Raw genomic sequence first — 20,206 nt, 5'->3', positions numbered from 1 at the left:
GTCAGAACTCTCCCGTCCGGTCGGTCCGCAGCCGCTCCAGGACGAGCAGGGCCACCGCGCACACCATCATCAAGATCGTCGAAAGGGCCATCGCCTGGCCGTAGTTGAGGTCCCCGGGCCGACCCAGCAGACGGGCCACGGCGACCGGCAGGGTCGGGTTGTCGGGCCGGGCGATGAACACGGTCGCCCCGAACTCGCCCAGCGACACGGCGAACGCGAACCCGGCCGCGACCAGCAGCGCCCGCCGCACGATCGGCAGATCGACCTCGCGCCAGACCCGCCAGGGCGATGCCCCGAGCACGGCCGCCGCCTCCCTGAGCCGCCCGTCCACGGCACGCAGCACCGGCAGCATGGTCCGCACCACGAACGGCACCCCGACCAGCGCCTGCGCGAGCGGTACGAGGATCCAGCTGCCGCGCAGATCGAGCGGCGGCTCGTCGAGCGCGATGAGGAACCCGAATCCGACGGTCACCGCCGACACTCCGAGCGGCAGCATCAACAGCGCGTCGAACCCCCGTACGAGCCGCCCGGCATCGCGCCGGGTCAGCGCCACGGCCGCCAGCGACCCGACGGCGACGGCGATTCCGGTGGCGGCGAGGGCGTACTGGAGCGAGTTCCCGATGGCGGCGATCGGCGCTACGAGGAAGATGCCGGAGTCGTCGTGGGTGAGCGCCCGGTAGTAGCCGAGGCCCGTACCACCGGGCGTGTCGAACGACCGCTGCACAAGCACGGCCAGCGGCAGCACCAGCAGGACAGCGATACTCGCCAGCACCCCGCCTAGCAGCGCCCACTGGCCCCGGCCGCGCGGTCGGCGGGCGGTCGTCTCCGGCGCCACGAGCCGCAGTACGCTCTCCCGCCGCCGTACCGTCCGGGCGTGCACGGCGAGAACCGCGCCCACCGCCAGGAACTGGACGATGGTCAGTACGGCGGCCGTACCGAGGTCGAAGATCTCCGAGGTCTGCCGGTAGATCTCCACTTCGAGGGTGGCGAAGGTGGGGCCGCCGAGGATCTGCACCACCCCGAAGGAGGTGAAGGTGAAGAGGAAGACCATGAGCGCGGCGGCGGCCACGGCAGGCGCGAGGGCTGGCAGGGTGACCTGCCGCCAGGCCGCGAACCGTGAGGCGCCGAGCACCCGCGCGGCCTCCTCCTGGCGCGGGTCGAGCTGCGCCCAGAGCCCGCCGACGGTCCGCACGACGACGGCGTAGTTGAAGAAGACGTGCGCGAGCAGGATCGCCCACACCGTGGTGTCCAGCCGTACGCCCCACAACTCGTCGAGCAGCCCGCCGCGCCCGACCAGCGCCAGGAAGGCGGTACCGACCACGACGGTCGGCAGCACGAACGGCACGGTCACCACGGCCCGCAGAATCTGCTTGCCCCTGAAATCGAAGCGTGCGAAGACATACGCGCCGGGGAGCGCGACCAGCAGCGTGAGCGCGGTGGACGCGAGCGCCTGCCAGACGGTGAACCAGAGGACATGCCGGATCCCGGAGTCCCCCAGCACCTCCCCCACCTGCCCCAGCCGCCAGACCCCGTCGACGTGCAGGCCCCGCGCGACGATCGCGGCGACGGGATAGGCGAAGAAGAGCGCGAAGAAGACGACGGGCAGCACCAGCAGGGCACCCCGCAGAGCGGCGCCCCGCCGACGCGCGACCGCCGGCGCCACTTCCGCTACTTCCGCTACTTCCGCTACTTCCGCTACTTCAGTACGAGCGAGGTCCACGACTTGACCCACTGGTCACGGTGTTCGGCGATCTTCGCGGGGTCCATCGTCTCGGGGTCCTTGGCCTGCGGCCCGAACTCGGTGAACTCGGCGGGCACCTTGGCGCCCTCCCGTACGGGATACACGAACATGTTGAGCGGCATGTCCTCCTGGAAGGTCCTGCCGACCAGGAAGTCGAGCAGCGCCTTGCCGCCCGCGCTGTTCCCGGCGTTGCTGAGCAGCCCGGCGTACTCGATCTGCCGGAAGCAGGTGCCGGTCGCGACGCCGGTCGGCGCGGTGGTCGGCTTCGGGTCGGCGAAGATCACCTCGGCGGGCGGCGAGGAGGCGTACGAGACGACGAGCGGCCGGTCCCCCTTGGCCTTCTTGCCGCCGGCCGACCCGGAGAACTCCTCGTTGTACGCCTGCTCCCAGCCGTCGACGACCTTCACGCCGTTGGCCTTGAGCTTCGTCCAGTAGCCGGCCCAGCCGTCGTCCCCGTACCTGGCGGCGCTGCCGAGCAGAAAGCCGAGGCCGGGCGAGGAGGTGGAGGCGTTCTCGGTGACGAGGAGGTCCTTGTAGGCGGGCTTGACCAGATCGTCGAAGGACTGGGGCGGGGTCAGCTTGTGTTCGCTGAACCAGGCCTTGTCGTAGTTGACGCAGATGTCGCCGGTGTCGATCGGCGTGACCCGGTGCTTGTCCGCGTCGGTCCGGTACGCGGGCAGGATCGCGTCGGCGTCCTTCACCTCGTACGACTGGAACAGCCCGTTGTCGAGCGCGCGGGAGAGCAGGGTGTTGTCGACGCCGAAGAAGACATCGCCCTGCGGGTTGTCCTTGGTCAGGATCGCCTTGTTGACGGCCTGGCCGGCGTCGCCGTCCTTGAGGACCTTGACGGTGTACCCGGACTGCTTCTCGAAGGCGGCGAGGACACCCTTCGAGACGGCCCACGAGTCATGGCTGACGAGGGTGACGGTCTTGGAGTCCGCCGCCGAACCGCTGCCGCCGTCCCCGGACCCGCACGCGGACAGCGTGACGAGCCCGAGCCCGAGCCCGACGGCAAGGGCCGTGACCTGCTTGGTGATGCTCACCGGATTTTTCCTCCTGGGATGACCAGGAAGAGACGCGGCCCTGCCCGGACCCCATGACGGGTTCCGGGCAGGGCGCAACAGCTTGAGTGATGACCGAACTTCCTACCCAGAATGACCTGGGCGAGGTTCAGAGGGTCTGCGGGCTGTCCCGCACTCTCAGCGCTGTGGCGCTCCCCTGTCGGAATATGAAGATATGTAGGTACGGCGTAAGCCTACCGCTCGGTGGCCGCCAGCTGCCCGCACGCCCCGTCGATCTCCTGCCCCCGGGTGTCCCGAACGGTGACGGGCACGCCATGAGCGGCGATCGCCTCGACGAACGCCTTCTCGTCCTCGGGCCGCGAGGCGGTCCACTTGGACCCCGGAGTCGGGTTCAGCGGAATCAGGTTGACGTGCACGGGCTTGCCCCTGAGCAGCCGCCCGAGCCGGTCACCACGCCAGGCCTGGTCGTTGATGTCCCGGATCATCGCGTACTCGATGGACAGCCGCCGCCCCGACTTGGCCGCGTACTCCCACCCGGCGTCGAGAACCTCCCGCACCTTCCAGCGCGTGTTGACGGGCACGAGCGTGTCGCGCAGCTCGTCGTCGGGCGCGTGCAGGGAGATGGCGAGCCGGCACTTGAAGCCCTCGTCGGAGAACCGGTTGATGGCCGGTACCAGCCCCACGGTCGAGACGGTGATCCCACGCTGCGACAGCCCCATGCCGTCCGGCGCGGGGTCGGTCAGCGCGCGGATGGCGCCGACGACGCGCTTGTAGTTGGCGAGAGGCTCGCCCATGCCCATGAAGACGATGTTGGAGAGCCGCGCGGGGCCACCGGGGATCTCCCCGTCCCGCAGCGCACGCATCCCGTCCACGATCTGGTGCACGATCTCGGCGGTGGACAGGTTCCGGTCCAGCCCGGCCTGTCCGGTCGCGCAGAACGGGCAGTTCATCCCGCACCCGGCCTGCGAGCTGATGCACATGGTCACCCGGTCCGGGTACCGCATCAGCACCGACTCGACGAGCGTCCCGTCGAACATCCGCCACAGCGTCTTGCGGGTGGTGTCCTGGTCGGTCGACAGATGACGGACGACCGTCATCAGCTCCGGAAGCAACGCCTCCTGGAGCTTGCCGCGCGAGGCGGCCGGGATGTCCGTCCACTCGGCCGGGTCGTGCGCGAACCGCGCGAAGTAGTGCTGCGAGAGCTGCTTGGCACGAAACGGCTTCTCACCGATCGCGGCAACGGCCTCTTTACGCTCGGCAGGCGTGAGATCGGCAAGATGCCGCGGCGGCTTCTGGGCTCCGCGCGGGGCGATGAATGTGAGTTCTCCGGGCTTAGGCATGGCCATACCAGTGTCGCAGACATCCGGACACCCCCTCGCCGCCCTGTGGACAACGTCCATGAAAGGGCACAAAGACCAGCTCAGCGGGGTTTCCGCAGCCTCACCGAGGCGCTGCGGCCATCGCCCCCCGGAGCTGCTCCACCTCTCGCTCCAGTTCGCGATAGCGGTCGCTGACCTTCTGCCGGGCCGTCGGGGTGACACGGCCTGCGTCCAGTTCGGTCAGCCGGTCACCCAGGGCGGTGAGGCCCGCCTGCCAGCCGGGCCAGCCGTCGGCGCCCTCGGCAGCGGTGAGCTCGCCCTGGGCGGCGCGCAGGGCCGCGTGAACACCCTCGCGCAGGGGGGCCAGGTCGGTGCGCAGCCGTTCGGTGCGTTCGCGGAGATACGCGAAGGACTCGCCGAATCCGGCGAACGTCTCTCCCAACTCGGTCATTGACCTGGTGTGTTCCCCGAGCGCCGCCAGCCAGGGTCCGGCCGCCTCGACACCGTTCTCGGCCGCCGCGACGGTCCCGGTACGGATCTCGTCGTAGTGCCGCAGGACGCCGTCCAGGTCGGCGAAGACACCTACCGCCCCGAGCGTCTGCTCGCGGATCGTGTCCGAGGGAAGGCCGTCGCCCTTGTCGAGCAACGCCTCGATCCGTGTCAGCTCCCCCCGCAACGTACGGCGGAGCTCCAGCAGGGCCTGCTGAGCGGCGTCGGCCGCCTCGACGGGGCCGGCGACAGCGGCCAGCCCCTCGACCTGCCGCTGGCGTCTGGCCCGACTACGCCCCCACATGCACGCCACCCCTTCCGGACGGATCGACCGCACTGAAGTCGATCTTAGGTTCGAAAGGGGTGGTTTCGGGCCGACGTGGGTTCTTCACAGGAGATCCGGACTGTACTGGAACATTCCGGCCGCCCTCAGCCCACGAAGGCGACGAACAGCAACCACACCACAGGAGCGGTGGGAAGCAGCGAGTCCAGCCGGTCCATGATGCCGCCGTGCCCGGGCAACAGCGTGCCCATGTCCTTGATGCCCAGGTCCCGCTTGATCATGGACTCGCCGAGGTCGCCGAGTGTGGCGCTCACCGCGACCGCGAGACCGAGCAACAGTCCCTGCCACCAGGTGCCGTCGTCGATGGCGTACTCCATCAACAGTGCGCCCGCCACCATCGCGAACGCGACAGCGCCGAACAGACCCTCCCGGGTCTTGCCGGGGCTGATGCGCGGGGCGAGCTTGTGCTTGCCGAATCGCCAGCCGATCGCGTACGCACCGGTGTCGCTGACGACCGTGAGGAGCAGGAACGTCATGACGCGCTGTGCGCCGTCGTCGGCGGTGAGCATCATCGCGACGAACGTCGCCAGGAACGGGACGTAGAAAGCCGCGAAGACGCCCGCCGTGACGTCCTTGAGGTAGCCCTCGGGAGGTTCCGTCATACGCCAGACCAGGACCGCGAGCGCGGTGAGCGCCATCGCGACCCACGCGCCCTCGGGACCCCGGACGTAACCGGCGACGACCATCGCGGCCCCGCCGAGCGCGAGCGGCACCAGGGGTGCCCTGATGCCCTTGCGCTCCTGGAGCCGGGACGTCAGTTCCCACAGACCGACCACGACGGCGACCGCGATCACGCCGACGAACGCGGCCTTGACGACGAACAGCGACGCGATGATCACCACACCGAGCCCGACGCCGACACCTATGGCCGCGCCGAGGTCCCGGCCCGCGCTCTTCTTCTGCGGGACGGGGGCGGGCTGCTGGGCGTCGTCGGGCGTGGGCATGGAATCCGGCTTCTGCGGCGCCGCCCCGTAGGGCTGCGCCTGCGGCATCTCGTCGCGGAACAAGGGGCCGCCCGGCCGAGCGGCCCCCCGGTCGTCATCCTGGTCTCCGCCATGTGCGGGTACGTCGGGCACGATGGGCATGGGCCGAGTCTGCTGCGCGTGCTGCGCATCGTACGCGGGACCCGCCGGGGCAGCCCCCTGGACAGGCCCTCCGTCGGACGGCCCCCAGTACCCGGCGTGGGGCGGCGCCCCCCAGGAAGAGTCGTTCATCAGACTTCGAGAAGCTCCGCTTCCTTGTGCTTGAGGAGCTCGTCCACCTGCGCGACGTACTTCGCGGTGGTGTCGTCGAGCTCCTTCTCCGCGCGACGGCCCTCGTCCTCGCCGACCTCGCCGTCCTTGACGAACTTGTCGATGGTGTCCTTGGCCTTGCGGCGGATGGACCGGATCGAGATCTTGGAGTCCTCGGCCTTGGTCCGGGCCACCTTGATGTAGTCCTTGCGGCGCTCCTGGGTGAGCTCGGGGAACACCACGCGGATGATGTTTCCGTCGTTGCTCGGGTTGACGCCGAGGTCGGAGTCGCGGATCGCCTGTTCGATGTTGCGCATCGCGGTCTTGTCGAACGGGGTCACCACGGCCATCCGCGGTTCGGGTACGGAGAAAGAGGCCAGCTGGTTGATCGGCGTCAACGCGCCGTAGTAGTCGGCCACGATCTTGTTGAACATCGCCGGGTGCGCACGGCCGGTGCGGATCGCGGCGAAGTCCTCCTTGGCGACCACGACGGCCTTCTCCATCTTCTCCTCGGCCTCGAGGAGGGTCTCTTCGATCACCACTTGCTCCTGCGTGTCTTGAGTAGGCCCGGCCGCTGGTCTCGGTCAGGTCGGCGGCCGGCTGCGTCGCGTCTTCTTCCTGCACGGTTCCCGACCGGCAGGACATTGTCCATCCCCTGCTCAGGGTCCGTCCCCGGGCAGGGCTGATACCCGGTCAGTCCCGACTGCCCTGTTCACCGACGAGTGTGCCGATCTTCTCACCCTTGACGGCCCGGGCGATATTGCCCTCGGCCAGAAGCTCGAAGACCAGGATCGGGAGCTTGTTGTCACGGCACAGCGTGATCGCGGTCATGTCGGCGACCTTGAGGTCCCGGGTGATGACCTCGCCGTAGCCGAGCGAGTCGAACTTGACGGCCTCGGGATTGGCCTTCGGGTCGGAGTCGTAGACCCCGTCCACGCCGTTCTTGCCCATCAGCAGAGCCTCGGCGTCGATCTCCAGGGCTCGCTGTGCGGCGGTCGTGTCGGTGGAGAAGTACGGCATGCCCATACCGGCACCGAAGATGACCACACGGCCCTTCTCCAGGTGTCGTACGGCGCGCAGCGGAATGTACGGCTCGGCGACCTGGCCCATGGTGATGGCGGTCTGGACCCGGCTGTCGATGCCCTCCTTCTCCAGGAAGTCCTGGAGAGCGAGGCAGTTCATGACGGTGCCGAGCATGCCCATGTAGTCCGAGCGCGCCCGGTCCATGCCGCGCTGCTGGAGTTCCGCACCGCGAAAGAAGTTGCCGCCGCCGATGACGACGGCGATCTGGGAGCCGTCGCGCACGACGGCCGCGATCTCGCGGGCGATCTTGTGCACCACGTCGGGGTCGACGCCCAGGCCACCGCCACCGGAGAAGGCCTCTCCGGACAACTTCAGCATGAACCGTCCACGCACTTTGCCGTCGTCGCTCTTCTGGGCCTTGGTGGTCATCGAGATCTCGCCTCTTCACGTGTCACACATACGAAGGAGGCCATTGCCGGTGGGGTGTCGTCGCATCCCATGCTCGGCAATGGCCTCCTCGTCAGATCTGCTGTCGTCCGCCACGCGCGCGTGCACGGCGGCGTACGCGCGCGACTGTCATCGACCCTATAGGTATGCCTACGCGGGCCGCGCGTCGATCGCGGTACGGACTCAGATGCCGACCTTGATGCGCGTGAAGCGCTTCAGGGTGACACCGGCCTCGTCCAGGACCTTCTGGACGGACTTCTTGTTGTCCAGCGCGTACGGCTGGCCCAGCAGCGTGGCGTCCTTGAAGAAGCCGTTGATACGCCCCTCGACGATCTTCGGCAGCGCGGCCTCGGGCTTGCCCTCGGCGCGCGTGGTCTCCTCGGCGACACGGCGCTCGGTCTCGACGACCTCGGCCGGCACGTCCTCCTTGGAGAGGTACTTCGGCGCGAAGGCGGCGATGTGCTGGGCGATACCCTTGGCGACCTCGGCGTTGGGCTTGTCCAGCTCGACGAGGACACCGATCTGCGGGGGCAGGTCGGGCATCGTGCGGTGCATGTACGCCAGCACGAAACCGTCGGCGTACTGCGCGAAGCGGTCCAGGACGATCTTCTCGCCCAGGTTGGCGTTGGCCTCGTCGACGTACGCCTGGACCGTCTTGCCGGACTCGATCTCGGAGGCGAGCAGCGCCTCAAGGTCGGCCGGGGAGGTCTTGGCGACGTGCTCGGCGAGCGCGTTCGCGGCAGCCTGGAACTTCTCGCCCTTGGCGACGAAGTCCGTCTCGCACTTCAGCTCGACGAGGACACCGGAGGTGTTGTCGTCGGCGATGATCGAGACGACCGCGCCGTTCTCCGCGGAACGGCCCTCGCGCTTGGCGACGCCCTTCTGGCCCTTGATACGCAGGGCCTCTACGGCCTTGTCGACATCGCCCTCGGCCTCGTCCAGCGCCTTCTTACAGTCCATCATGCCGGCGCCGGTGAGCTCACGGAGCTTCTTGACGTCGGCGGCGGTGTAGTTCGCCATGATTCTCGGAGTCTCTCTCGAAGTCTGAAAGATCTGCGGATCGAACGGCGGGGGCCCCATGGAGGTGCCCCCGCCGTCGACAACCCGAAAGGGGTGAGGGTCAGGCCTGCTCGGCAGCCTCGGCCGGAGCCTCGGCAGCGGGCGCCTCGACGGGGGCCTCAGCGGCGACCTCGGCAGCGGCCTCAGCCGGAGCCTCGGCGGGGGCTTCGGCAGCAGCGGCCTCAGCGGCGGGCGCCTCGGCGTCGTCGGCCTTCTTCTCGCCCTCGAGGAGGTCGCGCTCCCACTCGGCGAGGGGTTCGGCGACGGCCTTCTCGCCCTTGTCACCGGTGTTGACGCCGGAGCGGGACATGAGGCCCTCGGCGACAGCGTCGGCGATCACGCGGGTGAGCAGGGTGACGGAGCGGATCGCGTCGTCGTTGCCCGGGATCTTGTAGTCGACCTCGTCGGGGTCGCAGTTGGTGTCGAGGATCGCGACGACCGGGATGTTGAGCTTCCGGGCCTCACCGACCGCGATGTGCTCCTTCTTGGTGTCCACGATCCAGACGGCGCTGGGCACCTTGGACATCTCGCGGATACCACCGAGGGTCTTCTCCAGCTTGGCCTTCTCGCGCGAGAGCACGAGAAGCTCCTTCTTGGTGAGACCCGACGCCGCGACGTCCTCGAAGTCGATCTGCTCAAGTTCCTTGAGGCGCTGCAGACGCTTGTAGACGGTCGAGAAGTTGGTGAGCATGCCGCCCAGCCAGCGCTGGTTCACGTAGGGCATGCCGACGCGGGTCGCCTGCTCGGCGATCGCCTCCTGCGCCTGCTTCTTCGTGCCGACGAACATGACCGTGCCACCGTGGGCGACGGTCTCCTTGACGAACTCGTAGGCGCGGTCGATGTACGACAGCGACTGGAGCAGGTCGATGATGTAGATGCCGTTGCGCTCCGTGAAGATGAAGCGCTTCATCTTCGGGTTCCAACGACGGGTCTGGTGACCGAAGTGGACGCCGCTTTCCAGCAGCTCCCGCATCGTGACGACGGCCATGGCCGTTCTCCTTGTGTTTCTCGGTTGTGCCGCGAGTGCCGGTCGGCACTCGCGCCTGACGCCCGATTGCGCCTTGCCACGAGGGACCGAGGGGCGCTGACACCGGCCTTGTACGGGCCTGATGTCGGGGCGTGCGAAGTCGACCCGGTCACCCGGATCGCCAAAGGAAGTGTACGGGAACCGCGAGGCCTCGGGTGACGCCGATATCCACAACCGGTCAGTACTCCACAGGCCGGCCCATACCGTCCCGAATCGCGCGACGCTCCGTCCATGCGAACGAATCGAGGAACGCGTCGAGGAGGCCGAGAAGGACGTCGAGGCTCTGGCGTGCTGCTGCCCCGGACACTGCCCCCGGCACTGGCGCTGGCGCTGGCACTGACGGCGTCGACAGCGCTCGGGGCCGGGGCGGCCCCGCCGACGGAACCCCGCACGCCCGACGCCCCTGCGGCGCCCGCGATCGCCCGCGCCTGGCCGGTGGGCATCCGCCCTCTGGTCCTACGCGCCTGGGAGCCTCCCCCGTCGCCCTACGCCAGGGGTCACCGGGGCGTGGACCTGGCGGCGGCCCTCGGCGCCCCGGTTCGCGCGGTGGCCGCGGGCCGCGTGCACTTCGCGGGCCGGGTGGCGGGGCGGGGAGTCGTCTCGGTGGAGTTGTCGGGCACGGGCGCCCCACCCCTGCGCACGACGTACGAACCGGTGACGGCCGCCGTGGAGAAGGGCGCGGAGGTGACGGCGGGCGAGGTGGTGGGCACGGTGGAGGTCGGGAGCGGCCACTGCGCGACGACATGCGTGCACTGGGGCCTGCTGAGAGGCGACACCTATCTGGACCCGCTGACCCTGCTGCCCCCATGGCTGCTGCACAGGGGCCCGGCCCGCCTCCTGCCGGTACTGGGCGTACCGCTGCCCGCCCAGCCGTAGACAGACGCACGCGGCCCGGCCCGGCCACCGGGCCCGCACCGACCCACGGAGCCGGTTCAGCCCCGTACGCCCCGCAACGCCATCGCCACAGCCGCGTCCGCGATCGTCTCGGGATCTTCCGTCATCCCGAACTCGATCCGCCGCACAGCCGCGTCCACGATCCCCTGCAGCAGCATCGCGGCCATCCGGGGCTGCTCGTGCCCGATGTCCCGCAGCGCTTCGACCACCATCGCGACGAGCGCCCCGTGTGCCGCCCGGATCCGCTCCCGGGCCTCGGCGTCCAGCTCGCTCGCCGAGATCGCGACCACGGCCCGGTGCCGGCGGTCACCCACCAGGGCGAGTTGCCGGCGGACATAGGCCTCGACCTTGCCCTCGGGCCCCTCGGCCGCGGCCATCGCCGCCTCGACCTCGGCCGCCCAGACCGGGAAGTCGACCGCGCACAGTTCCTCGACGACGGACGCCCGCGACCGGAAGTACTCGTAGACGGACGACCGCGCGAGCCCGGTCCGCTCGGCCAGGGCAGGGAAGGTCAGCGCCTCCGTCCCGCCCTCGGACAACAGGGACCTCGCCGCGTCCAGCAGGGCGGCTCGCTGCATCGATCGGTGCTCGGCCACGGAGGCCGCTCGAATCCTTGGCACGTCAACCACTGTACGGACGGACCGCCCCGCAGGGGAGATGCTCCGGTCACCCGGGCCACCTGACCAGGTCAGGTCAGCGACCGAAGCTCGCCAGTTTCGCGCGCAGTTGCAGGACCGACTTGGTGTGGATCTGACTGACCCTGCTCTCGGTCACGCCCAGCACGTTGCCGATCTCCGCGAGGGTGAGCCCCTCGTAGTAGTACAGCGTCACCACGGTCTTCTCCCGTTCGGGCAGCGTGTTGATCGCCCGCGCGAGGAACCGCCGCAGCTCCCGGCCCTCGGCCACCTCGACCGGGTTGTCGGCGGCGGTGTCCTCCAGCGTGTCCATGAGGCTCAGCCGGTCCCCGCCCTCGCCCCCGGCATGTAGCAGTTCCTCCAGCGCCACCACGTTCGCCAGCGACAACTGGCTGAACACCGCGTGGAGTTCGTCGACCGCGATGCCCAGCTCGGCGGCCACCTCACTCTCCGACGGCGTCCGCCGCAGACGCGCCTCAAGCGTCGCGTACGCCCGCTCCACGTTCCGCGCCTTCTGCCGCACTGACCGCGGAATCCAGTCCAGCGCCCTCAGTTCGTCGATCATGGCGCCCCGGATGCGCGTGATCGCGTACGTCTCGAACTTGATCTCCCGCTCGATGTCGAACTTCTCGATCGCGTCGATCAGTCCGAACACCCCGGAGGAGACGAAGTCCGCCTGCTCGACGTTGGGCGGCAGCCCGACGCTCACCCGCCCGGCGACGTACTTCACGAGCGGCGAGTAGTGCAGGATCAACTGCTCCCGCAGCCGCTCGTCGCCCGTCGTCTTGTACGAACGCCACAGCTCGTCGAGCGTCGAGGGAGCGGGCGGGCGCACGTTACCGCCGTCGCGGGCCGCGGGTGGGGCCGCCGCCCTGTCGGACCCGGAGGTGTGCTGGGGCATACGTCGCCTAGTGCCGTTCTGCCGTGAACCGGTGGTGCCTGGATGGGTGCCTGGGTGGGCCGTCGGTCTGTTGCGGTCTGATGTCGAATTACCCGTCTGGTCGAATTGCCTCTCCGACTGCCGGTCTGCGCCGGAATCCACGTGAGCGTAGCGTGACTGAGGTGTCGCAGTGTGCGAGGTCGAGGGGGTGGGGCGTACGCAGATACGTTCCGCTGGACGCCCTCCAGGGCCAGGCCCGTCGCCCTGTGTGACCATCGGAGCGGATCAACTGCGGGAATTCCCAAGGGCTTAGGGCGTCCCTCGGACGGCCGAACACGCTCGGTCAGCACGCGTCCCCGCCTGGCCGGACGGAGATCATCGCCTGGCGTGTCAACTTCCAGCCGTCGTCGTGTCGTTCGACGTAACCAAGTGATCGGAGCTCGTACAGTCTGGCGACCGCGTCGTCCTTCGTCGTCGAAGCGCTCAGCGCGATGTCGTCCACCGTCGCCGTCGCGGTGGCGGGCAGTACGGCCAGGACACGTCGTGCCGCCGGTTCCAGCAGGTCACGCGGAAGCACCGGCCCCCGCCGGTCCGGCGCCAGCTCGCCCATGTCCCCGACCAGTTCGGCGACTTCCGCGGCGTCGGTGACCAGCATCGCCTCGCCGCGCAGAAGTTCGTGCACACCCGCGGAGAGCCCACTGGTGGCGGGCCCCGGCACCCCCATCGTGAACCTCCCCAGCCGCTGCGCCGCCCGTGCCGTGACGAGCGAGCCGCTGCGGTACGCGGCCTCGACCACCACGGTTCCCCTGGTGAGAGCCGCGATCACCCGGTTGCGCAGCACGAACCTGCTCTGCGTCGGATGGTCACCGGGCGGCAACTCACCCACCACCAGGCCTTGTTCGGCGATTCTGGTGATCAACTGGGTGTGCCCGCGCGGATAGGGCCGGTCGACCCCGCAGGCCAGTACGGCGACTGTGGCCCCACCCGCACCGAGCGCACCCCGGTGTGCGGCTCCGTCGACCCCGTAGGCACCGCCCGACACCACCACCCATCCACGCTCCGCGAGCCCGGCGGCGAGCGTGGCCGCCATGTGGGCGCCGTACTCGGTGCACGCCCGGGCCCCCACCACGGCGACCGAGCGCAGCGCCCACATCCGCAGGCTGGGCAGCCCGCGCACCCACAGTCCCGTGGGCCGCGCGTCGCCGAGGTCGTCGAGCTGGGCCGGCCACTCCGGCTCACCGGGCCACAGGAACCGCACCCCCGCCGCCCGTGCGACGGCGAGATCCCGCTCGGGCTCGGCCTGAGCGGCCCGCGCGCACAGCCCCGACCATCTGGTCCCCGTGACCCCGGTCAGCATGGGCCCGCCGTCCCTGAGCCGCCGTACCACCTCGACAGCGCCGCGCTCCCTGAGCCATCTCCCGGCGACCTCGTCACCCGGCTCGACGACCCGGGTGAGGAGGACCCTGGCGAGCCCCTCGGCAGCCGCTCGGCCGCCCTGCTCATCACTCGGCCCCCCGCCGGTCGCGCCCCACGTCATGTCATCGCCCCGATCGCCATCGGCACCCCACGAGGCACTCCCGTTCGCAGCTGCAGCGCCAGGGCGACGTCCATCGCGTCGGGCCGGTCATGACCGACGAGGTCCGCGACGGTCCAGGCGACCCGCAGGACACGGTCGATCCCGCGCGCGGTGAGCACTCCCCGTTCCAGATTCCGCTCGGCCTCCTCCATGGCGCCGGGTACGGCGTGCCAGCGGCTGCGCAGCTCGCGTCCCGGTACCTCGCTGTTGGTCCGCCACGGGGTCCCCACGAGCCGCGCCGACGCCCGCTCCCGGGCCGCGCGCACCCGCTCGGCGACCGTCTCCGTGGACTCGCCCCGCGCCCCGCGTTCGACGAGCTGGGATCGCGTGACCCGGTCCACCTCGACCCGCAGGTCGACCCGGTCGAGCAGTGGCCCGGAGAGCCGGGACTGGTAGCGCCGGATCACGGAGGGCGGGCACTCGCAGAGGGTGTCCCGCTGGGAGAAGCGGCCGCACGGGCACGGGTTGGCCGCGAGGACCATCAGGAACCTGGCCGGGAACCGCACCACCCCGGCGCTCCGCGCGATCACCACATGCCCGGCCTCCAGGGGCTGTCGCAGGGCGTCCAGCACCTGGCTGCCGAACTCCGGGGTCTCGTCCAGAAAGAGGATTCCTCGGTGAGCCAGCGAGACGGCTCCGGGCCGCGCCACGCCCTGTCCGCCCCCGACGAGTGCCTGCATGGTGGCCGAGTGGTGCGGGGCGCAGTAGGGCGCCGTGTCGATCAGGGGTTTGCCCGGTGGCAGCAGGCCCGCGACCGAGTGGACGGCGGTGACCTCCAGCGACTCCTGCCGGGTGAGCCGGGGCAGGACGGCGGGCAGCCGCTCGGCGAGCATCGTCTTGCCGGCCCCCGGTGGACCTTCCAGGAAGACGTGGTGGCCGCCCGCCGCGGCCACCTCCATCGCCGTGCGTGCCGAGTGCTGGCCCACGACGTCGGCCAGGTCGTGGCCGTTGTCGTACTGACCGGCGCCCACCCTGTGCATACCCGTGGCCGCCCCGGTACCCGGCATCCGCAGGCCCGCCATGAGCGGGTCGGGGCGGCCGTGATCGTCCGGTTCCTCCTCCGGTACGGGCTCGTCGGTGAGTACGGCGATCAGCTGCCGCAGGCTGCGCACGCCGAGCACCGACACCCCGGGGACCAGCGCGGCTTCGGCGGCTGCGCACTCCGGCACGACCACCTGTTCGTATCCCGAGTCGGCCGCCGCCAGCACCGCCGGCAGGATGCCCCGGACCGGTCGCACCCGGCCGTCGAGGCCCAGTTCGCCGATCATCACGATGTCGGCGAGGACCCGGGGGTCGATCCGCTCGGCGGCCCCGAGGACGGCTGCCGCGATGGCGAGGTCGAACCCGCTGCCGCTCTTGGGCACCGAGGCCGGACTGAGCCCCACCGTGAGCTTCTTCTGCGGCCACGCGGCTCCGGAGTTGACGACCGCCGCGCGGACCCGGTCCTTGCTCTCCGTCAGGCTCTTGTCGGGCAGTCCCACCAGGGTGAACGCGGCGACGCCGGGTTCGAGATCCGCCTGGACCTCGACGACCACGCCCTCGACACCCACCAGCGCCACCGAACACGTACGGGCGAATCCCATCACGCCACCCCCCGCGCGTGTTCCACCACGGGTGCGCCGCGCTCGGGCAGCAGAACACCGACCAGGTCGATGCGGACGCCGCCGGGTGGTGCTCCCCCGTGTTCCTGGACCCAGCGTTCGGCGAGACCCCGCAGCCGCTCGGCCTTGGCCGGTGTGACGGCCGCCATCGGGTGCTGGAAGACACCCGCGGGACCGGCCGCCCTGCGGGTCTTGACCTCGCATACGACGAGTGCGTCGCCGTCCCGGGCCACGATGTCGATCTCACCGGTCCGGCCGGCGCGCCAGTTGCGGTCCAGGACCGTCATTCCGGCCTCGGTCAGCCGTCGCGCGGCCAGTTCCTCGCCGTACCTGCCCAGCGCGCCGCGCTGCGCGTTGCCTCGCGCCGGGCCCTGTCCGCCGCCTTGTGCATGGCGTGTGTTCATGTCGGCACCACCTCCGGCGCCAACAATGCGGACAGTTCAGCGAGCTATTGGATCTTGGTGGACAACCTCGGCATTGTGGATAACTCCGCCACCCGCACGAGTGACGGTCAGCCGCCCGGGAGCTCCAGATCGCTCTTGTTCAGCTCCTCGATGTTCACGTCCTTGAACGTGAGCACCCGCACCTGCTTCACGAACCGGGCCGGCCGGTACATGTCCCACACCCAGGCGTCCGCCATGGACACCTCGAAGAACACCTCACCCTGGACCGAGTGCACCTGCATCTCGTAGTCATTGGTGAGGTAGAAGCGCCGTTCGGTCTCGATCACGTATTTGAACAGACCGACGACATCGCGGTACTCCCGGTAGAGCTTCAGCTCCATCTCGGTCTCGTACTTCTCGAGGTCCTCGGCGCTCATGGCATGTTCCCCTTCAGCCGTGCGTCCCCCCATTGTGCGCCAGTACCGCGATTCTCTAGACGATTTCCGTGTCGAGGACCTCGGGCATGGGCGGGGGACCTTCGTCGAGCACCTTGCGCAGGAGCTCGGCGAGTCTGGTCGGATACACCGTCTCATGTGCCTGGGTCAGTTCCTGGCACGTCCATCAGCGTGCTCCGGCGACACTGCGCCGTTCCAGCTCGGTCTGGCCCGTGGCCCGGGTCTCCGTCCGGTCCGTACGGGCCAGGTAGTACCACTCGTCCTGGTCCCAGCGGCGTCCCGCGAAGGGGAAGGAGCAGCTGCGCCGCCACAGCATCGGACCGAGTTCGACCTCGGTGATGCCTGTCTCCTCCGCGAGTTCCCGCAGCGCGGCCTCCTCGCGGGTCTCGTCGCCCTCCAGGCCGCCACCGGGAGTGAACCACCAGCTGACCGTCGGATCGTCCGGCTCGTGCCCGTGCAGCAGCAGAATCCGGTCCTGGGGATCGAGGAGCACCACTCGGGACACCCTGCGGGTTCCGCCGGTGCGGGAGTCGTCCGCGGCGCCCACCGGCTCAGCGGGCACCGACCGGCTCCGCCACCGCGCGGACGCGCCGCTTGGCCGCCAGGTTGGCGATCGGCCCGTAGGCGCCACCACCCAGGACGAGCACCCCGCCCGCGATGATCGCGAAGGTGATCAGCCGCAGCGGACCCGGCGTCGACAGGGCACCCACAGGCTCGAAGCCCGTGGGGCGGGCCAGCATGCCGTTCATGGGCCACACCACGGCGTCGACACGTGCGTCCACTCCGCTGCGCGGCACCGTGCCGTTGAAGGCCTCCGTGAGGTGGGCCGTGGAGTCCAGGGACCCGGTGCGCTCGTCGCCGAGCAGGAACAGCCGCCCCGCGGGGACCGTGACCGACGGGATGGCGGTCAGCTCGGCCACCTGGCCCTTGCGCAGGTAGGGCTCCTGGATCTGCTTGCCGTTGACGACCAGCTTGCCGTCCGTGCAGCAGGAGACCGTGTCCCCGCCCACGGCCACGACCCGCTTGACCAGGGGCATGTCGCCCCAGCTCTCCTGTCTGAAGACCACGACGTCACCGCGTTTGATGTCGCCGCCGTCGATCCGCTGGGCCAGCACCCGGTCGCCGGCCACGATGGTGGGTGACATGGAGTCCGTCGGCACGGTGTAGGGCCGGTAGAGGATCGCGCCCCAGACGAAGCCGCCGAGGAAGAGGACACAGCCGAGGGCCACGGCCAGTCCCGACAGCTTGCTGCCGAGCCGTCCGCGGCCCTCGTCCGTACGTGTCGTCGTACTGCTCATCCCAGTGGTCTCCCAGATCGCGGCCTGGGACGGCACCCTACCCGGCGGTCCCGGACCCGGGAACACCGGAGTTTCCGACGGTAATGGGAGTGGTCGTACGACCGGCCGCCCGGCGCCTGCGCCACAGGACCAGCGGGACGGCGCCCGCGAGACCAAGCGCGCCCGGTGCGGCGGCGCTCAGGTTCTGGTCGAAGGTGTCGGGAATCGGCAGCGTGTTCCAGCGGGTGGGCGGCCAGGCGACCACGATGGCGCGACCGACGACGTTGCCCACGGGGACGAAGCCCTGGTTCTTGTCCTCCTGGTGATACCGGGAGTCGAGGGAGTTCTGCCGGTGGTCACCCATGACCCAGATTTTGCCCTTGGGTACCGTCACCTTGAACTGGCCGCCCTGGTCGTCGACGCTGCACGGGGTGTTTCCCGAGTAGACGAACGACGCGTCGTTGAGCGGCTGGCCGTTGACCTTCAGCGGGCCCGTGCCCTTGCACTCGACGGTGTCGCCCGCGACGCCGATGACCCGCTTGATGAGGTCCTTCTCGTTGGCGGACGGCATCAGGCCGATCCAGCCGAGGACCCGCTGCACGGGGTTCGGTTCGACGGTCGGCTCGCCGGCCAGCCAGTCGGCGGGGTCGTGGAAGACGACGACCTCACCGCGCTCGGGCTCGGAGCCGAACCACGGGGTCAGCTTGTCGACCAGCACCCGGTCGCCCTGCTCCAGCGTGTGCTGCATGGAGTCGGAGGGGATGGAGAACGCCTGGACCAGGAAGGTCTTGATCAGCAGCGCGAGTACCAGCGCGATGCCGATGAGCAGCGGCAACTCCTTCCAGAAGGAGCGCTGCTTCCTGGGCTTGTGGCCGGGCTCTTCAAGGTCCTGCGCCGTGTCGTCCCCGGAGTCCCCCGAGCCACTCCCCGAGAGCCCTGGGGCCCCGGGGTCACTCTCGGCGGGAACAGCGTCCTCTGCGGGCGGTGAACCCGGCTCCGCGGGGCGCTGTTCCTCGGGACCGTCCTGTCCGGACCGTGCGCCGACCGCCAAATCCCCCACATCCACTCCTCACTCCGAACCACCGCCCACGCCGGAAGCGACGCAGGCCCACCACTCCCATAACGAGCGGGAGTTCCGCAGGGGTCGGGAGCGGGATCGATCCATACCGATCCGCGGAAGCCACCCTATGCGACGAGCCGAGGGCGGAGGCCGACCCACCCGGCACCGTGGAGAACGTGTTCGGCTCCTGCAGACGGGTCCAGTGGCCGAACGGCCAGGCGATGACCATGGCCCGGCCCACGACGGAGCTCTCGGCCACGGTGCCGCTGTACGCCTCGGTACGGTGGTAGCGGGAGTCGGCGGAGTTGGCCCGGTGGTCGCCCATGACGAACAGGCGCCCCTCGGGGACCTTCACCTCGAAGGTGAACGACGACGGTTTGTTGCCTGGATGGATGTAGGTCGTCTCGTTGAGCGGCATGCCGTTGACCGTCACGCGGCCCTGGGCGTCGCAGCACTTGACGGTGTCGCCGCCGACGGCGACGACGCGTTTGATGAGGTCCTTCTCGTTGTCCGAGGGCAGCAGACCGATGAAGGTGAGACCCTGCTTGACCTGCTTGACGACGATGGGGTCCTCACCCTTCGCGGTGGTCGGCTCGTCGTCGAGCCAGCCGCCGGGGTCCTTGAAGACGACGACGTCACCGCGCTGGGGCTTGGAGCCGAACCAGGGCGTGAACTTGTCCACGAGAACGCGGTCACCGATCTGGATCGTGTTCTCCATCGAGCCCGACGGGATCACGAACGCCTGCACGAGGAACGTCTTCAGGACCAGGGCGATGAGAACCGCGACGCCCACCAGGAGGGGTATCTCCTTGACGGCCGAGCGCCGTCTGCGCGCCTTGACCTTGCGCTGGAGTTTGCGCCGCTCGGCCCGGCCCGGCCGCGCGGCGGCACCGGACGCCCGACGGGAGCCGGTGGGCAGCAGTTGGTCGGCGACGGTGCTGGGCGCACCGCGCGGTTTGCCGCGGTTACCCATGGACACCGTCCGACTTGCCGAGCGCGGTCGCCGCCGGAGCGGGTACACGCTCGTACGCGCCGGGCCGGTTCAGGCGGGTCCAGTGCTCGCGGGGCCAGGCGATCCAGTCGGCCCGCCCGATCACCCTCCCGACGGGGACCATCCCTCCGCCCGGCGAACCCAGGTGGTCCCTGGAGTCCCTGGAGTCGCTGCGGTGGTCCCCCATGACGAAGAGGCCCCCCTCGGGCACCACGACGTCGAAGGACACCGTGGACGGGCTGTCACCGGGGTAAAGGAACGTCGACTCGTCGACCGACCGGCCGTTCACCTCGATTCTCCCCTCCTTGTCGCAGCAGACCACGTGGTCTCTCCCCACACCCACAACGCGCTTGATGTAGTCGGCGTGCCCGAAGTAGCCGGTTCCGTCGAACACGACGACGTCACCGCGCTGCGGCTCGGCACCGAAACGGTACGCGAACTTATTTACGAGAACGCGGTCCCCGATCCTCAATCCGCCCTCCATCGAGCGGCTGGGAATTTCGAACGGCTGGACAACGAACCTGCTGAAGAGGAGCAGAAAAAGCAGGCAGACCAGCAGGGTCAGGGTGATCCGCCCACCCGGCAGCCACTCCGCCGCCCGGGACACCAACGCAAAACGCGACCGGTCCTCCGGCCCCTCGGTGTCCGAAATCTTCTCGGATCGAGCGGGGCGGGAGGAGCGGTCGCGCTCCGTCTGCTGTGCTTCGGTGTTCATCGGGGCAGGATGCTATCCGGCCCCGATGTGAGCCTTC

Annotated in this window: 20 protein-coding genes, 1 pseudogene and 1 riboswitch; of the genes and pseudogenes, 1 reads left to right on the top strand and 20 read right to left on the bottom strand. The window is 69.7% G+C overall.

What is annotated here, in order from left to right:
* Nucleotide 1 precedes the first annotated feature (1 nt).
* From PV734_RS25925 to rpsB, 9 genes are all read right to left on the bottom strand, one after another.
* Nucleotides 2-1,720, bottom strand: coding sequence for an ABC transporter permease (locus tag PV734_RS25925; RefSeq protein ID WP_415924266.1), 1,719 nt, complete (start codon nucleotides 1,718-1,720; stop codon nucleotides 2-4).
* Complete coding sequence (locus tag PV734_RS25920) at nucleotides 1,696-2,784, bottom strand: thiamine ABC transporter substrate-binding protein (RefSeq protein WP_319095145.1); 1,089 nt, start codon at nucleotides 2,782-2,784, stop codon at nucleotides 1,696-1,698. Before PV734_RS25920 ends, PV734_RS25925 begins: the two co-directional genes overlap by 25 nt.
* Nucleotides 2,785-2,865: 81 nt before the next feature.
* Nucleotides 2,866-2,971, bottom strand: a riboswitch (TPP riboswitch).
* A gap of 25 nt (nucleotides 2,972-2,996) precedes the next feature.
* The gene (gene rlmN, locus PV734_RS25915; protein WP_319095144.1) at nucleotides 2,997-4,103 is read right to left on the bottom strand and encodes a 23S rRNA (adenine(2503)-C(2))-methyltransferase RlmN; all 1,107 of its coding nucleotides are present in this window, start codon (nucleotides 4,101-4,103) and stop codon (nucleotides 2,997-2,999) included.
* 100 nt (nucleotides 4,104-4,203) lie between these two features.
* Entirely contained in the window at nucleotides 4,204-4,875 is a 672-nt protein-coding gene (locus PV734_RS25910) for a hypothetical protein (protein WP_319095123.1), read from the bottom strand.
* Between the two features lie 125 nt (nucleotides 4,876-5,000).
* Nucleotides 5,001-6,128 carry a phosphatidate cytidylyltransferase gene (locus PV734_RS25905; RefSeq protein WP_319095122.1) on the bottom strand — a complete coding sequence of 376 codons (1,128 nt, stop codon included), beginning with the start codon at nucleotides 6,126-6,128 and terminating at the stop codon, nucleotides 5,001-5,003.
* On the bottom strand, nucleotides 6,128-6,685 hold the full coding sequence (gene frr, locus PV734_RS25900) for a ribosome recycling factor (RefSeq protein WP_006373551.1): 558 nt from the start codon (nucleotides 6,683-6,685) through the stop codon (nucleotides 6,128-6,130). Before frr ends, PV734_RS25905 begins: the two co-directional genes overlap by 1 nt.
* Before the next feature lie 154 nt (nucleotides 6,686-6,839).
* Complete coding sequence (gene pyrH / locus PV734_RS25895; protein ID WP_319095121.1) at nucleotides 6,840-7,598, bottom strand: UMP kinase; 759 nt, start codon at nucleotides 7,596-7,598, stop codon at nucleotides 6,840-6,842.
* 201 nt (nucleotides 7,599-7,799) lie between these two features.
* Nucleotides 7,800-8,636: a translation elongation factor Ts gene (tsf, locus tag PV734_RS25890; RefSeq protein ID WP_319095120.1), complete on the bottom strand. Its 837-nt coding sequence runs from the start codon at nucleotides 8,634-8,636 to the stop codon at nucleotides 7,800-7,802.
* A gap of 100 nt (nucleotides 8,637-8,736) precedes the next feature.
* Nucleotides 8,737-9,663 (bottom strand): 30S ribosomal protein S2, encoded by a 927-nt coding sequence (rpsB, locus tag PV734_RS25885; protein ID WP_319095119.1) that lies wholly within the window; start codon nucleotides 9,661-9,663, stop codon nucleotides 8,737-8,739.
* 270 nt (nucleotides 9,664-9,933) lie between these two features.
* Between rpsB and PV734_RS25880 the strand changes: the two genes are divergently transcribed.
* Complete coding sequence (locus PV734_RS25880; protein WP_415924265.1) at nucleotides 9,934-10,578, top strand: M23 family metallopeptidase; 645 nt, start codon at nucleotides 9,934-9,936, stop codon at nucleotides 10,576-10,578.
* A 56-nt stretch (nucleotides 10,579-10,634) separates the two neighbouring features.
* Here the strand turns inward: PV734_RS25880 and PV734_RS25875 are convergent, their stop codons facing one another.
* From PV734_RS25875 to lepB (PV734_RS25825), 11 genes and pseudogenes are all read right to left on the bottom strand, one after another.
* A complete protein-coding gene (locus PV734_RS25875) occupies nucleotides 10,635-11,192 on the bottom strand; it encodes a TetR/AcrR family transcriptional regulator (RefSeq protein ID WP_319095240.1) in 558 nt (185 codons plus the stop codon).
* A gap of 97 nt (nucleotides 11,193-11,289) precedes the next feature.
* Complete coding sequence (whiG, locus tag PV734_RS25870) at nucleotides 11,290-12,132, bottom strand: RNA polymerase sigma factor WhiG (RefSeq protein ID WP_319095117.1); 843 nt, start codon at nucleotides 12,130-12,132, stop codon at nucleotides 11,290-11,292.
* Between the two features lie 322 nt (nucleotides 12,133-12,454).
* On the bottom strand, nucleotides 12,455-13,648 hold the full coding sequence (gene dprA, locus PV734_RS25865; RefSeq protein ID WP_319095115.1) for a DNA-processing protein DprA: 1,194 nt from the start codon (nucleotides 13,646-13,648) through the stop codon (nucleotides 12,455-12,457).
* Nucleotides 13,645-15,270 carry a YifB family Mg chelatase-like AAA ATPase gene (locus PV734_RS25860; protein WP_319292110.1) on the bottom strand — a complete coding sequence of 542 codons (1,626 nt, stop codon included), beginning with the start codon at nucleotides 15,268-15,270 and terminating at the stop codon, nucleotides 13,645-13,647. Before PV734_RS25860 ends, dprA begins: the two co-directional genes overlap by 4 nt.
* Entirely contained in the window at nucleotides 15,270-15,692 is a 423-nt protein-coding gene (locus tag PV734_RS25855; RefSeq protein WP_319292107.1) for a YraN family protein, read from the bottom strand. Before PV734_RS25855 ends, PV734_RS25860 begins: the two co-directional genes overlap by 1 nt.
* A gap of 107 nt (nucleotides 15,693-15,799) precedes the next feature.
* On the bottom strand, nucleotides 15,800-16,108 hold the full coding sequence (locus PV734_RS25850; protein WP_003965949.1) for a DUF2469 domain-containing protein: 309 nt from the start codon (nucleotides 16,106-16,108) through the stop codon (nucleotides 15,800-15,802).
* A 55-nt stretch (nucleotides 16,109-16,163) separates the two neighbouring features.
* Nucleotides 16,164-16,688, bottom strand: a pseudogene (locus tag PV734_RS25845) (NUDIX hydrolase).
* On the bottom strand, nucleotides 16,678-17,424 hold the full coding sequence (gene lepB, locus PV734_RS25840) for a signal peptidase I (RefSeq protein ID WP_319292104.1): 747 nt from the start codon (nucleotides 17,422-17,424) through the stop codon (nucleotides 16,678-16,680). The pseudogene PV734_RS25845 and the gene lepB (PV734_RS25840) overlap by 11 nt, the downstream one beginning before the upstream one ends.
* Nucleotides 17,425-17,461: 37 nt before the next feature.
* Nucleotides 17,462-18,463, bottom strand: coding sequence for a signal peptidase I (gene lepB / locus PV734_RS25835; protein ID WP_319095110.1), 1,002 nt, complete (start codon nucleotides 18,461-18,463; stop codon nucleotides 17,462-17,464).
* The gene (lepB, locus tag PV734_RS25830; RefSeq protein ID WP_319292208.1) at nucleotides 18,354-19,436 is read right to left on the bottom strand and encodes a signal peptidase I; all 1,083 of its coding nucleotides are present in this window, start codon (nucleotides 19,434-19,436) and stop codon (nucleotides 18,354-18,356) included. The genes lepB (PV734_RS25835) and lepB (PV734_RS25830) overlap by 110 nt, the downstream gene beginning before the upstream one ends.
* A complete protein-coding gene (gene lepB, locus PV734_RS25825; protein ID WP_319095108.1) occupies nucleotides 19,429-20,169 on the bottom strand; it encodes a signal peptidase I in 741 nt (246 codons plus the stop codon). The genes lepB (PV734_RS25830) and lepB (PV734_RS25825) overlap by 8 nt, the downstream gene beginning before the upstream one ends.
* Between the last annotated feature and the right edge of the window lie 37 nt (nucleotides 20,170-20,206).

Source organism: Streptomyces sp. AK08-02, assembly GCF_033795085.1.
Lineage (GTDB): Bacteria > Actinomycetota > Actinomycetes > Streptomycetales > Streptomycetaceae > Streptomyces > Streptomyces echiniscabiei.
This window is presented reverse-complemented; position numbering and strand designations above follow the sequence as displayed.